The sequence below is a fragment of the Streptomyces sp. NBC_00076 genome (assembly GCF_045041235.1).
In the GTDB taxonomy this organism is placed as follows: domain Bacteria; phylum Actinomycetota; class Actinomycetes; order Streptomycetales; family Streptomycetaceae; genus Streptomyces.
Window position 1 is genome coordinate 8338451 of the sequence record NZ_CP108242.1, and the last position, 13690, is coordinate 8352140.

The following is a 13690-nucleotide window of genomic DNA, read 5'->3' on the forward strand; positions in this document are numbered from 1 at the left end:
ATGTCGAGCAACGGCGCTCCCCTCGGTACCCCCACCAAGATCACCCAGGGCTCCCCGACCCGGGGCGGCATCGGCGAGTCCACGCTCCGCCCGGACGGCACCCTCAAGGTCACCGGTGAGTTCGCGTACTCGTCCGACATGTGGCACGAGGACATGCTGTGGGGCCAGATCCTGCGCTCCACGGTCGCCCACGCCGAGATCGTCTCCATCGACACGAGCGAGGCCGTCGCCCTGCCGGGTGTCCACGCCGTGATGACGTACGACGACCTGCCGACCGAGGTGAGGAAGTACGGCCTGGAGATCCGGGACACCCCGGTCCTCGCGCACGGCAGGGTCCGCCACCACGGCGAGCCCGTCGCCATCGTCGCGGCCGACCACCCGGAGACCGCGCGCCGTGCCGCCGCCAAGATCAGGGTCGAGTACCGCGAACTCCCGGTCATCACCGACGAGGCCTCCGCGACCGCGCCTGACGCGATCCTGATCCACGAGCACCGCGACGACGGCCACTTCGGGCACGTCCCCCACCCGAACATCGTGCACCGCCAGCCGATCATCCGCGGAGACGTCTCGGCGGCAAGGGAACGCGCCGACGTCGTCGTCCGCGGCGAGTACACCTTCGGCATGCAGGACCAGGCCTTCCTCGGCCCCGAGTCGGGTCTCGCGGTGCCGGACGAGGACGGCGGCGTCCACCTCTACATCGCCACCCAGTGGCTGCACGCCGACCTGCGCCAGATGGCCCCCGTGCTCGGCCTGCCCGAGAACAAGGTACGGATGACGCTGTCCGGCGTCGGCGGCGCGTTCGGCGGCCGCGAGGACCTGTCCATGCAGATCCACGCCTGTCTGCTGGCGCTGCGCACCGGCAAGCCCGTGAAGATCGTCTACAACCGGTTCGAGTCCTTCTTCGGGCACGTCCACCGCCACCCGGCCAAGCTGTCCTACGAGCACGGAGCCACCAGGGACGGCAGGCTGACGCACGTCCGGTGCCGGATCGTGCTGGACGGCGGCGCCTACGCCTCCACCTCCGCCGCCGTCGTCGGCAACGCGGCCTCGCTCTCCGTCGGCCCGTACGTCGTCGACGACGTCGACATCGAGGCCATCGGGCTCTACACCAACAACCCGCCCTGCGGCGCCATGCGCGGCTTCGGCGCGGTCCAGGCGTGCTTCGCCTACGAGGCACAGATGGACAAGGTCGCCAAGGAACTCGGCATGGACCCGGTGGAGTTCCGGCAGCTCAACGCGATGGAGCAGGGGACCATCATGCCGACGGGCCAGCCCGTCGACTCCCCGGCCCCCGTCGCCGAACTCCTGCGCCGCGTCAAGGCGATGCCGATGCCGCCGGAGCGCCAGTGGGAGAGCAGCGAGGGCGCGGACGTACGACAGCTGCCGGGCGGGCTGTCCAACACCACGCACGGCGAAGGCGTCGTCCGCGGGGTCGGCTACGCGGTCGGCATCAAGAACGTCGGCTTCTCCGAGGGCTTCGACGACTACTCGACCGCCAGGGTGCGCATGGAGGTCATCGGCGGAGAGCCGGTCGCCACCGTGCACACCGCGATGGCCGAGGTCGGCCAGGGCGGCGTCACCGTCCACGCGCAGATCGCCCGCACCGAGCTCGGCGTCGCCCAGGTGACCATCCACCCGGCGAACACACAGGTGGGCAGCGCCGGTTCGACGTCCGCGTCTCGTCAGACGTACGTCACCGGAGGCGCCGTCAGGAACTCCTGCGAGCTCGTCCGGGACAAGGTCCTGGAGGTCGGCCGCCGCAGGTTCGGCTCGTACCACCCCGCCTGGGCCACCGCCGAACTGCTGCTGGAGGGCGGCAAGGTCGTGACCGACGGCGGTGAGGTCCTCGCCGACCTGGTGGACGTACTGGAGGACGAGGCCGTCGAGGTCGAGGCCGAGTGGCGGCACCGCCCCACCGAGCCCTTCGACCTGCGCACCGGTCAGGGCTTCGGACACGTCCAGTACTCCTTCGCCGCCCACCGTGCCGTCGTCGAGGTCGACACCGAACTCGGCCTGGTCAAGGTCATCGAGCTGGCCTGCGCCCAGGACGTCGGCAAGGCGCTCAACCCGCTGTCCGTCATCGGCCAGATCCAGGGCGGCACGACCCAGGGCCTCGGTGTGGCGGTCATGGAGGAGATCGTCGTCGACCCGAAGACCGCGAAGGTGAAGAACCCCTCCTTCACGGACTACCTCATCCCCACCATCCTCGACACGCCGACCATCCCGGTCGACGTGCTCGAACTCGCCGACGACCACGCCCCGTACGGGCTCCGGGGCGTCGGCGAGGCACCGACCCTGTCGTCGACTCCGGCCGTGCTCGCGGCGATCCGCGACGCGACCGGCCTGGAGCTGAACAGGACTCCGGTCCGGCCGGAACACCTGACGGGAACCGCGTAACGTCCCCGCGCCGCGGGAGCCAAGGAGACCGAGACAGATGCTGGACATCGCCGAAGAACTGCACCGGTGGGTCGAGCTGGGACGCGACTTCGCCGTGGCCACCGTGGTGGCCGTGGACGGCAGCGCGCCCCACCTGCCCGGCGCCGCCCTCGCGGTGGACACCGACGGCACGGCGATCGGCTCGGTCTCCGGCGGCTGTGTGGAGGGCGCGGTCTACGACCTGTGCCAACAGGCCCTGACCGACGGGCAGTCGGTCCTGGAACGGTTCGGCTACAGCGACGAGGACGCCTTCGCCGTCGGGCTGACCTGCGGCGGTGTCATCGACATCCTGGTCACTCCGGTCCGGGCGGGCGACCCCGTCCGCCCGGTGCTCACGGCCGCCCTTGCCGCAGCCGCGGGCCGACGGGCGGCGGCGCTGGCCCGGATCGTGTCCGGTCCCGCGGATCTGGTGGGCCGCGCGATGCTGGTCCACCCCGAGGGAGCACACGACGGAGGACACGAGGGAGGACACGAGGGCGGTTTCGGTGGCCATCCCGAACTCGACCGCACGATCGCCGCGGAGGCCGGCGCCTTCCTGGACGCGGGCCGCACCGGCACCCTGCACATCGGCGAACAGGGCTCCCGCTGCGGCGCCCCGCTCACGGTGCTCGTCGAGTCGTCCGTCCCCCCGCCCCGGATGATCGTCTTCGGCGCGATCGACTTCGCGTCGGCGCTGGTCAGGGTCGGCAGGTTCCTGAACTACCACGTCACGGTGTGCGACGCTCGCCCGGTGTTCGCCACCCGCGCCCGCTTCCCCGAGGCCGACGAGATCGTCGTCGAGTGGCCCCACACGTACCTGGAGCGCACGGAGGTCGACGCCCGCACCGTTCTGTGCGTCCTGACCCACGACGCCAAGTTCGACGTACCCCTGCTGAAGCTCGCCCTGCGGCTCCCGGTGGCGTACGTCGGCGCGATGGGCTCCCGCCGCACCCACCTGGACCGCAACGCCCGCCTGCGCGAGGTCGGCGTGAGCGAACCGGAGCTGACGCGGCTGCACTCCCCGATCGGGCTGGACCTCGGCGCCCGCACACCTGAGGAGACGGCCCTGTCGATCGCCGCGGAGATCGTCGCCGACCGGCGCGGCGGCAGAGGCGTCTCCCTGACCGGCGCGCACACACCGATCCACCACGACGTGACGCCGGGGCCGGCGGGGCGGATCGGGTCGGTGGCTTGACCCGGCTGGGACTTTCCTGAGCGGGCCTGAACCGGCATAGGCCTGCCGGGCTTTCCTGAACCTGCCTGAACCGGCATAGGCCTGCCGGGACTTCCTGAACCTGCCTGACCAGGATGAAGCGACCCGGACTGCCCTGAACCAGCCACCCCTGAACCAGCCACCCCTCAACCAGCCCTCCGAGAGGCCGTCAGGGGCGTCTGAGCAGCTGGTTGACGGCCCGTCCGAAGACCGACCGGGCCGCCGCCCCCAGCACGGGATCCGCGAACGCGGGCAGCGGACGCACCCGGAGTTCCTCGCGCCACAGCACCCGCGTGCGGCCACCCGGGCCGGGAAGCACCTCGATCTCGGCCCAGCCGCGCACGAGCCGGCCGCGCTTCTCCAGGCGGCACAGGCCCGGCAGGGTCTCGGTGGGCGGGCGCCACAGAGTGACCTCCATCCGGTCGTCGAAGGCGAGCGGGCCGATCCCCGAACGGGCCACGAAGACCGTGCCCGCCCGTGTCGGCGGGGGCGTGACCATGATGACGCGGGTCATCGGGACCACCATGGCGTGGCGGGGCCACTGAGTGAGGCGGCGCCATGCCTCGTCGAGGGGAAGGGGCGCCGTGCGTTCGAGCAGGAAGGTGACCACAGGAGGATCGTAGGGAATCCGGCCTGTTCAGCGGCGTGTTCGTATACGGCTCACGCAGTTGGCCCAATCGGGTGTGGCCGCGGGGGCGTACTCCGGGCGAACGCGCCGCGCGTCGCGGGCCGATGGACCGGCCGACGCATACGCGTCCGCTGAGGGGTACTCGGGTCGACGCCAGTGAACGCGAGCTAGGAGGTGGCGTCGTGAGCCGCGTCAGGGCCGTGCTCTTCGAACGGGACGGGACTCTCGTCGAGGACGTCCCGCACAACACCGATCCCGATCGTGTGCGTCCCGTCGCCGGAGCCCGCGAGGCGGTCGGTCTGCTGCGTCTGCACGGCATCAGCACCGGGGTCCTCACCGAGCAGCCCGGTGTGGCACGCGGTCTGCTCACCGACGCCGACGTGCGCCGGGTCGACCGGCGGGTCGACGACCTTCTCGGCCCGTTCGACGTGTGGGGCGTGTGTCCGCACGCTCCGGACGACGGCTGTCACTGCCGTGCACCCGAACCGGGGTTGCTCCTGTGGGCGGTCGGACGGGTGTGCACCGCTCCGTCGGGCTGTGTCGTCGTCGGCGACCGCGGCGCGCATGTCGAGGCCGCACGGCGGGCGGGCGGCCACGGCATCCTCGTCCCCTCCGACCGGACCCGGCCGGAGGAGACGGCACGCGCCGACCATGTGGCGCCGGACGTCCTGACCGCCGTACGCGCGATCCTCACCGGCCCGCCGCGGGGCGGGGTGCTGGCCGACGAGCGGCCGATCGAGGCCGCGTTCGACACCGGAGAGGAACCGGGGTGACCGCTCGCCGGTGCCGGTGCCGGTGCCGATGTGGGTGCCGCCCCCGCCCCGCTCGCGGTCGGCTCAGGCGGCCGGCGGCTGCGCGGGCAGTATGTGGTCGCCGACCTTGTCAACGCTCAGGCACAGCGAGCACACCACCGCGTCGTGCGTCTCACAGGCCGCCAGGTCGGGCCGCTCGTACGCCTGGTGGCACACATGGCAGTCGTAGGTCGTCCCGCTCGGGTTGCCCTCCGGGTCGAGCAGCGGCTCGTCGATGCCGTCGTCGGTGCGGCGCAGGTAGTACTTGCCCTTGGTGACGACGGCCATCAGCGGGGTGAGGACGAAGGCGAGGACGGCCGCGGCGACGGGGGAGTACGGCTGCAGGGTGTCGCCGAGCGCGTGGAAGTACATCGCGATGGACAGACCGGACGCGGCGAGGAAGGCCACCACGCCCACCGGGTTGACGGCGTACAGCATGCCCCGGCGGAACTCGGGCGCTTGCGGGGACAGTTTCAGCAGGTACTTGTTGATGCCGATGTCGGTGGCCACGGTCACCACCCAGGCGATCGCGCAGTTCGAGTAGAACCCGAGGATGTCGTTGAGGAAGCTGAACATGTCGGCCTCCATCAGCACCAGCGCGAAGGCCAGGTTGACCAGGACGAAGACCATACGGCCCGGATAGTGCCGGGTGACGCGGGTGAAGGAGTTGGTCCATGCCAGCGAACCCGAGTACGCGTTGGTCACGTTGATCTTGATCTGGCTGATCACGACCAGCGCCACCGCCAGCGGGATCACCAGCCAGGACGGCATCATCGCGTCGAAGGCACCGCGGAACTGCTGGATGGGCTCGGGCGCCGCCGTCGGGCCGACCTTGGCGAGGATGTACACGGCGAGGAAGACACCGATGGCCTGCTTCAGCGCGCCGAGCACCACCCAGCCGGGACCGGCCATGATCACGGCCGTCCACCAACCGCGCTTGTTCTCCGCGGTCTTGGGAGGCATGAAGCGCAGGTAGTCGATCTGTTCGCCGATCTGCGCGATCAGCGACAGGCACACCCCCGCGCCCAGCAGTACGGACGCGGTGTTGACGCCGCCCTCGCCGTCGGTGCCCGCGTAGGAGAGGAAGCGGTCCACGGTGCCCGGGTCCGTGGCGATCAGATAGACCAGCGGGGCGACCATCAGCACCAGCCAGACCGGTGTGGTCCACACCTGGAGCTTGCTGAGCGCCTTCATGCCGTAGATCACCAACGGGATCACCATCAGGGTGGAGACCAAGTAGCCCAGCCAGAGCGGCAGTCCGAGGCCGAGCTTGAGGCCCTGCGCCATGATCGAGCCCTCGAGGGCGAAGAAGATGAAGGTGAAGCTGGCGAAGATGACGCTGGTGAGGACCGAGCCGTAGTAGCCGAAGCCGGATCCGCGGGTGATCAGATCCAGGTCGATGTTGTAGCGGGCGCCGTAGTACGCCAGCGGGAACCCGGTGACGAAGATGACGACGGCGGCGACGGCGATCGCCACGAGCGCGTTGCCGGTGCCGTGCGCCAGCCCGATGCCGGCGCCTATGGAGAAGTCGGCCATGTAGGCGATGCCGCCGAGAGCGGTCGTGGCCACGACCATCGGGGTCCAGCGGCGGTAACTCCGGGGCGCGAAGCGGAGGGTGTAGTCCTCCAGGGTCTCCTTGGTCGCCTGGCTGGTCGGGGAGTTGGGCTCGGTGGCTGTCTGAGGGGACTCGGTGGTACTCATGTCAGCCCTTCGGGGGTGCGGTGATGCCGGAGCGGGCGGGGGGAGTGCACCCCCGGTTGACGTCGTCGGCAGCCGGGGAGTCGAGGGGCCGGGGCGGGGTCCCCGGGGCTTCAGCAACGGTCGGTGTGCGGGGCAACCATGGGCTGACACGCTAGGAACGGGTTGTTTCCTGAACCGTCCCGGCGGATGAACGGGGGGTTTCCACGCCCGGCTCCGGTGAAGGGCAGGGGCGAACGGGGCGGCGGTGAACGGAAAGTTCGGCCAACGGGGCTTAGGGCAAGGGGACTTCGGCCTACCGGGCTTCGGGCAACGGCACTTCCGCCAACGGCACTTCCGTCAACGGGACTTCGGACAATGGGACTGCGGTGAACGGGTTGCGGTGTGGGTTCCGGTCGAGATGCGACAGGTATGGCCAGAACTCCACTGTCCGTGATGGCGATCTTTCCTGAACTCCCCTTCGCGCAAGGCAGTTGACCTACGTTGGGCTGTGATCGCCAACCCCCGAGCCACAGGAGAACCCGCAGTGTCCGACGCCACCCCCAAGGCGACCACCGGTGCCCAGTCTGCAGCCCGGATCGACACCTCCAAACCGCACTCCGCCCGCTTCTGGAACTACTTCGTCGGTGGCAAGGACCACTACGAGGTCGACCAGCAGATCGGGGACGAGATCAAGGAGATCTTCCCCGGTCTCGTCGACGTGGCGGTCACCAGCCGGCACTTCCTGGGGCGTGCCGTCCGCCACCTGGCCGGAACCCAGGGCATACGTCAGTTCCTGGACATCGGCACCGGCCTGCCGACCGCCGACAACACCCACGAGGTGGCCCAGCGCGTCGCTCCGGACGCGCGGATCGTGTACGTCGACAACGACCCCGTCGTGCTGGCCCACGCCAACGCCCTGCTGACCAGCACCCGGGAAGGCAGGACCGCCTACCTGGACGCCGACCTGTACGAGCCCGAGACCGTCCTTGAGGCAGCCGCCCACACCCTCGACCTCTCCCGGCCGACCGCTCTGATGATCCTCAACACGCTGGGCCACGTCGCCGACCACGCCCAGGCACGCGACCTCGTGCGCCGGCTCATGGCAGGGCTTCCCTCCGGCAGTTACCTGGTGATCAGCGACAGCACCTCCACCAGCCCGGGCATGATCGCCGCGTCCGAGGCCTACAACGCGAGTGGCGCGGTGCCGTACCACGTACGCCCCGTTGAGGAGATCGCCGCGTTCTTCGACGGCCTCGACCTGGTGGAGCCCGGCGTCGTCCAGGTGACCGAGTGGCGCCCCGACTCCGACGACACGGCCGGCCGTGTCGCGGTCGACGCCTACTGCGGGATGGGCCGCAAGCGCTGATCCGCCGGGGGCCGGGGACGCTCCGCCGGGTCGGGGCGGACGTTGTGCGCTGATCCTCGGGTGCCGTGCCGTGCCGTGCCGTGCCCTGCCGTGCCGTGTGGTCTCGACGCTGTCGGGGATCCAGAGGTAATTTCAACGGAGTCCGCATCCTTGGACAAAGGGGGAGTCCATGGTCATGCCTGCTCCGATGCCGCTTCCCGAGCCCTCTTGGACCCGGCGCTCCGAGGTCCACGGAACGGCCGTGTGGGAGCAGACCGTACAGGCGCAGCCGCCCGCCCCACCGCCGCCGCCCGGGGGCGGTGGGGGTGGCCGGGGCGGCGGAGGTGGCGGGCGTGGTCCGAATCCGGCCGGGGATCCGGCCGGGCTCATGGACCAACTGCTCGGAGCCCAGCCCGTCGCCGAGTTGAGGTCGATCGGTGCGGCGACCCGAGGTCTGGCCTCGGAGATCTCCGTCCGTGGCGAGAACCCGGAGCCCCTGCTGGCGGGCATCTACTGGTGGGCTGTCATGCACGGCAGGCAACTGCGCCGCCGCCTGACCGACTTGGGCGTCGGGACGGAGGGTCTCCAGTTCAGGTTGGTGGCCCACGCCGAAGCCACTCGATTCGACCTCTTGGTTCTCTCACCCGAGTACGACGGCGATCCGGTGAGACTACGACTGGACACCACCCCGCCCATGCTGGCCCGAACCTTCGAGGACCTGGCCGTCTCGTCCGCCGGGACCGTCGCCGACCGACTGCGGCAGCGGTATCCCCGGGTGACCGACCGACTGGTGCGGAACGCCATCGCGGAAGTGGCGCGTACCGACTGGTTCGGTGCGGTACTGGCTCCGGAACAGGAGATGATCCCCACCGGTGTGCCCGACCCCGGGGCCAGGGTCGTCAATCTCGCCGACCCCGACCGCCCGGCGTCCGTGGGGCTCGTCCTGCGCAGCGGGGAGGAGACGTTCGCAACCACCGTGCGTCACGTGTTCGTCGGTGGCCGTGGGGAGGCCCGGATCGGTGCCGCTCAGGGCAAGGTGTGCCGTGAGGACCTCATCACCGACTCCTGCCTGATCGCACTCGAAAGGGATCCGTGCCTAGCGGCTCTGGCCGGCTACTCAGGCGTCCTGCGCAGCATCCTTCCGCCGGTGGGGGAGCGAGCGTGGTTCTCGCGTCCCGAGGAAGGACGGGTGGAGACCGTCGTCATGGACGCCGACATGAGCATCCTCGAACCCCAGCAGGACTTCGCCTCGAAGGTGTACACGCGCGCCGACACCATCGTCGGCGACTCGGGCGTCGCACTCGTCGACTCCGCGAACAGGGTCGTGTGCTTCGCCGTGAGCCGTACGAGCATGCGCGCCGCCCTGGCCAGTTCGCAATGGATCTACGCCGAGCAGGCACTGACCGCGCTGGGCGTTCTGGAGGAGTTGTCATGAGTTGGTGGAACAAGATCCTGCGTGACCGGGCGGCGAGCTGGCACTTCGCACCACTGGACCCGGCACGGACACCGGCCGGTACAGGGCGTCGGCCGATCCCGGCCGACGCCGCCTACATCAACGCCTTCCTCACCTCCATGCACATCGCCGATGTGCGCGTCGCGACCAGGAAGTTCTACGGAGCGGTCACCAGTTCCTTCTCGGTCGCCACACGGTCCGGCGGTACGACCGAGTTCGTCGTGGTGACCACGCCCGCCGTCCTGAAGAACATCGACGCCCAAAACCTCGACCGGGTCGTCACCGTCGACAAGCGGCTGCTCGGTCCGGTGCCCTACCGCGGCGGGGACGTCGACGTCGAGATCGGGCTCTTTTCCATGCCGGCCGCCGATCTGCTGGAGCCGTACCTGGACGTGGTGGAGAACATCAGCAAGCTGGCCGGCGTCAGTCTCGTGACGGGCGGTGTTCCCCTGGTGCCCACGGTGAAGGCCGCCATGGACGCCCTGTTCGGCTCGCAGGACGCCCCCCGGCTCGAACTGGGCGTGGCCGCCACCTTCGCGCAGCCGCACACCGGCTACTACTGCGCGGTGCGCGCCGATCGGGACGAGGCGGGCCTTGCGGATCTCGCGCTGGGCCGTGACGGGCGGCTCGTGCACTCCACGGACGGCCGAGAGGTGGCCGAGCCCTATCTGGTCTTCCAGCTGACCTGTTCGGAGAAGCGGGACGACTGGGCGGGTATCCCGGCTCTCCTGGCGGCGTACGAGGAGATCCGGCGCGCCGCGAACCGGGGAGACCTGCAGGGCGCCCAGCAGACACTCGCCTTGTTCGGGCGTACCGCGGTGTTCTGCCCCGACCTCCTGGCATCGGATGGGCAACGGTTGCGGGACGTCGTCAGGCAGGAGGTCGAAAAGGCGTTCCCGGCGACAGCGACGGCGGGACGACCCGGATCGGACATGCCGGAACTCGCACAACTACCTTTGTTCGCCCAGTAGTCCGCGTCGGCGGCGCAATGTCATCGCCGGCCGGCTGGTGAAGCGCTGCGGGCCGGACGGCTGACCCGTGCGACCGGCGGACTGGCGGGCCGGACCTCAGGCGTCCCCGCGGGCCGGGATCCGCAGGCTCACCGGGTAGCCGCCGCCCGGGGCGGGCCCGGACTCGAAGGCCGCCGAGGAGTTCGGCGCGTTCCTTCAGGCCGACGAGGCCTTGGCGGGAACCGGGCAGGGTGAGGGACGGGCGGGGGGCGGTGTGTTCGTGACGGTCACGCCGAAGCCGCCACCGTCGTCGGTGCTCCACAGCCGTACGGTCGCTCTCGCGCCAGGCGCGTGTTTGCGGATGTCGGTGAGGGCTTCCTGCACCGTGCGGTAGACCGCCCTGTGCCGGGGGTGTTGATGTCCGGGGGGAGTTCGCCGGACAGTTCGTCCGTCGCACGTGCGCTCGGGACCGCCCGAACCCATGGCTGTAATTGCACTTTCAAGTGACCTTTCGACGATGTCAGGATCGCCTCGCCCGAGCGCGCCCCATCGTCCTCGAAAGGCACCCGCATGCGCAGCAGACCACTCGCCCTGCTCGTCGGCGCCGTCACCGTACTCTGCGCCACGGCGGCACCCGCCCACGCCGGTGTTCAGCCTGGCACCACCTACTCCGGGGAGGGCACGTTCTACGGTGCGACCGGCGTCGGGAACTGCCTCTACGACGCCATCGGCGACATCGCCGTCGCGGCCCTCAACCACGCGGACTTCGACACCTCCCGGATGTGCGGGGCGTACCTCCAGGTCAAGGGCCCTCGCGGCGAGATCACGGTGAAGGTCGTCGACCGCTGTCCGGAGTGCCGGCCCGGGGACATCGACCTCAGTGAAGGCGCCTTCGCCCGCATCGCCGACCCCGTGGCGGGCCGGGTCCCGATCACCTGGAAGCTGGTGAGCCCGGACATCAGCGGCCCCGTCGCCTACCGCTACAAGGAGGGCTCCTCGGCGTGGTGGTGCGGCATCCAGGTCCGCAACCACCGCAACCCCGTCACCACCCTGGAGATCCGCGCCGGCTCCACCTGGCGTCAACTGCCGCGCTACGCGTACAACTACTTCGTCTCGGACAACGGCACCGGCTGCGGTTCCGACATCCGCGTCACTGACGTGTACGGCCAGGTCCTCACCGACACCGGCATCACCGTCACACCGGGTGTCGACCAGTCGGGCCGTGCCCAGTTCGGCAAGCGCTGAGAGCTCGGTTGTCGCCGCCGCGAGGTGGCCGAACAGGCACTGACCGCGAGGCCGGACCTGGCCGCCGCGAATTCAAGCCCGGGGCTGACACCGGACGTGGACGGAAACCGGACCCGGCCTTTACCGCTCTCAGGTTGTACTTGCGAACTCTTCGCACAAACCTGGGGCGTGCGGCTGGAACCGGCCGCTCGTCAGTAAGTGAGGTCCACGTCCCCATGACCACCGCTCCGGATCCCGCCCGGCGGACACCGACCGGCGGACGCGGTGTCTCGTGGCACCGCATCCGTACGTCGATGACCCGCGAGGAATGGGCGAGCCTCGGCGGGATGGCCGCGTTCGTCGTGGCGCTGCACGTCATCGGCTGGTTCACGCTCGTGGCGGTGGTCGCCCCCGAGCACCACAGCCTGGGTACGAAGACCTTCGGTGTCGGCATCGGTGTCACCGCGTACACGCTGGGCATGCGGCACGCCTTCGACGCCGACCACATCGCGGCCATCGACAACACGACCCGCAAGCTGATGAACGAAGGGCAACGCCCGCTGTCCGTCGGCTTCTGGTTCTCGCTTGGCCACTCCAGCATCGTCTTCGTGCTTGCCTTCCTGCTGTCCCTCGGCGTCAAGGCGCTGGCCGGGCCGGTGGCGAACGACGGCTCCTCCCTGCACAGCGTCACCGGCTGGGTCGGCACGACCGTCTCGGGGACCTTCCTGTACGTCATCGCCGTCATCAACCTGGTGATCATGGCGGGGATCTGGAAGGTCTTCCGGCAGATGCGCTCCGGCCACTTCGACGAGGCGGCCCTGGAGGAGCAGCTCGACAAACGGGGCTTCATGAACCGCGTCCTCGGCCGCCTGATGAAGTCGATCACCAAGCCGTGGCAGATGTACCCGCTGGGGCTCCTGTTCGGCCTCGGCTTCGACACCGCGACCGAGATCGCGCTCCTCGTCCTGGCCGGCTCGGGCGCGGCCTCCGGGCTGCCCTGGTACGCGATCCTGTGCCTACCCGTCCTCTTCGCGGCCGGCATGTCGCTGCTCGACACGATCGACGGGTCGTTCATGAACTTCGCCTACGGCTGGGCGTTCTCCAAGCCGGTCCGCAAGGTCTACTACAACCTCACCATCACCGGGCTGTCGGTCGCCGTCGCCCTCATCATCGGCACCGTCGAACTGCTGGGCCTGATCGCGGAGCGGGCCGGCCTGCACGGCGCCTTCTGGGACTGGGTCTCCGGACTGGACCTCAACATCATCGGGTACGTCATCGTCGGCCTGTTCTTCGTCACCTGGGCCGTCGCCCTGCTGGTGTGGAAGTACGGCCGCATCGAGGAGAAGTGGACGGCGGGCCTGGCCCAGCCCGCCGAACAGGCGGCCGAGTAGCCTTCGACCGGCCGGCAGGCCCGAGGTGCAGGCGAAGGACGTCAGCGACGCCGCGCAGCGGGACCTGGAGCCGGTCGCGTCGTGGCCAGTCCGGTCTCCACAGCGGTGAGCAGGGTGAGAGCGGCGTCGAGGTGCGCGGTGTCGTGGTCGGTGGCCCCGGAGACGGCCGTGGCCCACTCCCGCCGGACCAGGGCGTAGTTGGCGCGTCCGTGTTCGGTGGTGTGGACGGTGACGCCGCGGCCGTCTCCCGGGTCGGCGCGTCGCTCCACGAGGCCTTTGCGCTCCAGTCCGCCCAGGACGGTGGAGAGGTTGGTGCGCTGCAGTCCGGTCGCGGTGGCGATGCGGCTGGGAGGAGCGGCGGGCTCGCGCTGCAGGTAGCGCATCACCATGCCCTCGGACGGTGAGAGCGGAACGGCCCGCTCGTCGGTGTAGCCGCGGAACTGGATCTCCCTGCTGATGATCAGCACGAGGTCGGCCAGTTCCGCCCACCGCTGCTCGTTGTCCGGTTCGACCGTCGGGCCCGTCTGGTGCGCTTGATCCTCCGTCACGGTTCCAGGGTACGGGGTTGTCGGCCCATAGTTATGAGGGCATACTTGTTAT

The 13690-nt window shown here is 70.0% G+C and carries 11 protein-coding genes and 1 pseudogene; 8 read left to right on the plus strand and 4 right to left on the minus strand.

Annotated elements, in window-relative coordinates; genetic code table 11:
- Together OHA64_RS37405 and OHA64_RS37410 are read left to right on the plus strand one after the other, a co-directional pair.
- The gene (locus OHA64_RS37405) at positions 1–2397 is read left to right on the plus strand and encodes a xanthine dehydrogenase family protein molybdopterin-binding subunit (protein WP_405620919.1); all 2397 of its coding nucleotides are present in this window, start codon (positions 1–3) and stop codon (positions 2395–2397) included.
- Between the two features lie 37 nt (positions 2398–2434).
- Entirely contained in the window at positions 2435–3610 is a 1176-nt protein-coding gene (locus OHA64_RS37410; RefSeq protein ID WP_405620921.1) for an XdhC family protein, read from the plus strand.
- A gap of 187 nt (positions 3611–3797) precedes the next feature.
- On the opposite strand, the gene OHA64_RS37415 is transcribed toward OHA64_RS37410, so the two are convergent.
- A complete protein-coding gene (locus OHA64_RS37415) occupies positions 3798–4238 on the minus strand; it encodes an SRPBCC family protein (protein ID WP_405620923.1) in 441 nt (146 codons plus the stop codon).
- Positions 4239–4438: 200 nt separating this feature from the next.
- On the opposite strand from OHA64_RS37415, the gene OHA64_RS37420 reads away from it, so the two are divergent.
- Positions 4439–5029 carry an HAD-IIIA family hydrolase gene (locus tag OHA64_RS37420; RefSeq protein ID WP_405620925.1) on the plus strand — a complete coding sequence of 197 codons (591 nt, stop codon included), beginning with the start codon at positions 4439–4441 and terminating at the stop codon, positions 5027–5029.
- Between the two features lie 63 nt (positions 5030–5092).
- Here the strand turns inward: OHA64_RS37420 and OHA64_RS37425 are convergent, their stop codons facing one another.
- Positions 5093–6748, minus strand: coding sequence for a purine-cytosine permease family protein (locus tag OHA64_RS37425; RefSeq protein WP_405620927.1), 1656 nt, complete (start codon positions 6746–6748; stop codon positions 5093–5095).
- Between the two features lie 523 nt (positions 6749–7271).
- Here OHA64_RS37425 and OHA64_RS37430 point away from each other — a divergent pair.
- The 3 genes from OHA64_RS37430 (at position 7272) to OHA64_RS37440 (ending at position 10496) form a co-directional block, all read left to right on the plus strand.
- Complete coding sequence (locus OHA64_RS37430) at positions 7272–8093, plus strand: SAM-dependent methyltransferase (RefSeq protein ID WP_405620929.1); 822 nt, start codon at positions 7272–7274, stop codon at positions 8091–8093.
- Positions 8094–8268: 175 nt separating this feature from the next.
- The gene (locus OHA64_RS37435) at positions 8269–9507 is read left to right on the plus strand and encodes a hypothetical protein (RefSeq protein ID WP_405620931.1); all 1239 of its coding nucleotides are present in this window, start codon (positions 8269–8271) and stop codon (positions 9505–9507) included.
- Complete coding sequence (locus OHA64_RS37440) at positions 9504–10496, plus strand: hypothetical protein (protein ID WP_405620933.1); 993 nt, start codon at positions 9504–9506, stop codon at positions 10494–10496. Before OHA64_RS37435 ends, OHA64_RS37440 begins: the two co-directional genes overlap by 4 nt.
- Before the next feature lie 96 nt (positions 10497–10592).
- On the opposite strand, the pseudogene OHA64_RS37445 reads toward OHA64_RS37440, so the two are convergent.
- Positions 10593–10918: pseudogene (locus OHA64_RS37445) on the minus strand (two-component sensor histidine kinase); the annotation flags it as partial.
- A 127-nt stretch (positions 10919–11045) separates the two neighbouring features.
- Here OHA64_RS37445 and OHA64_RS37450 point away from each other — a divergent pair.
- Both OHA64_RS37450 and OHA64_RS37455 read left to right on the plus strand, forming a co-directional pair.
- On the plus strand, positions 11046–11720 hold the full coding sequence (locus OHA64_RS37450; RefSeq protein ID WP_405620935.1) for an expansin EXLX1 family cellulose-binding protein: 675 nt from the start codon (positions 11046–11048) through the stop codon (positions 11718–11720).
- A 215-nt stretch (positions 11721–11935) separates the two neighbouring features.
- Positions 11936–13090, plus strand: coding sequence for a HoxN/HupN/NixA family nickel/cobalt transporter (locus tag OHA64_RS37455; protein WP_405620937.1), 1155 nt, complete (start codon positions 11936–11938; stop codon positions 13088–13090).
- A gap of 41 nt (positions 13091–13131) precedes the next feature.
- Here OHA64_RS37455 and OHA64_RS37460 read toward each other — a convergent pair whose 3' ends face one another.
- Positions 13132–13638 (minus strand): MarR family winged helix-turn-helix transcriptional regulator, encoded by a 507-nt coding sequence (locus OHA64_RS37460; protein ID WP_405620939.1) that lies wholly within the window; start codon positions 13636–13638, stop codon positions 13132–13134.
- Between the last annotated feature and the right edge of the window lie 52 nt (positions 13639–13690).

What these genes read in the sequence shown, in the direction of transcription:
- OHA64_RS37405 (WP_405620919.1), top strand. Translation starts at nt 1, where the DNA reads ATGTCGAGCAACGGCGCTCCCCTCGGTACCCCCACCAAGATCACCCAG.
- OHA64_RS37410 (WP_405620921.1), top strand. Translation starts at nt 2,435, where the DNA reads ATGCTGGACATCGCCGAAGAACTGCACCGGTGGGTCGAGCTGGGACGC.
- OHA64_RS37425 (WP_405620927.1), bottom strand. Translation starts at nt 6,748, where the DNA reads ATGAGTACCACCGAGTCCCCTCAGACAGCCACCGAGCCCAACTCCCCG.
- OHA64_RS37435 (WP_405620931.1), top strand. Translation starts at nt 8,269, where the DNA reads ATGCCTGCTCCGATGCCGCTTCCCGAGCCCTCTTGGACCCGGCGCTCC.
- OHA64_RS37440 (WP_405620933.1), top strand. Translation starts at nt 9,504, where the DNA reads ATGAGTTGGTGGAACAAGATCCTGCGTGACCGGGCGGCGAGCTGGCAC.
- OHA64_RS37450 (WP_405620935.1), top strand. Translation starts at nt 11,046, where the DNA reads ATGCGCAGCAGACCACTCGCCCTGCTCGTCGGCGCCGTCACCGTACTC.
- OHA64_RS37455 (WP_405620937.1), top strand. Translation starts at nt 11,936, where the DNA reads ATGACCACCGCTCCGGATCCCGCCCGGCGGACACCGACCGGCGGACGC.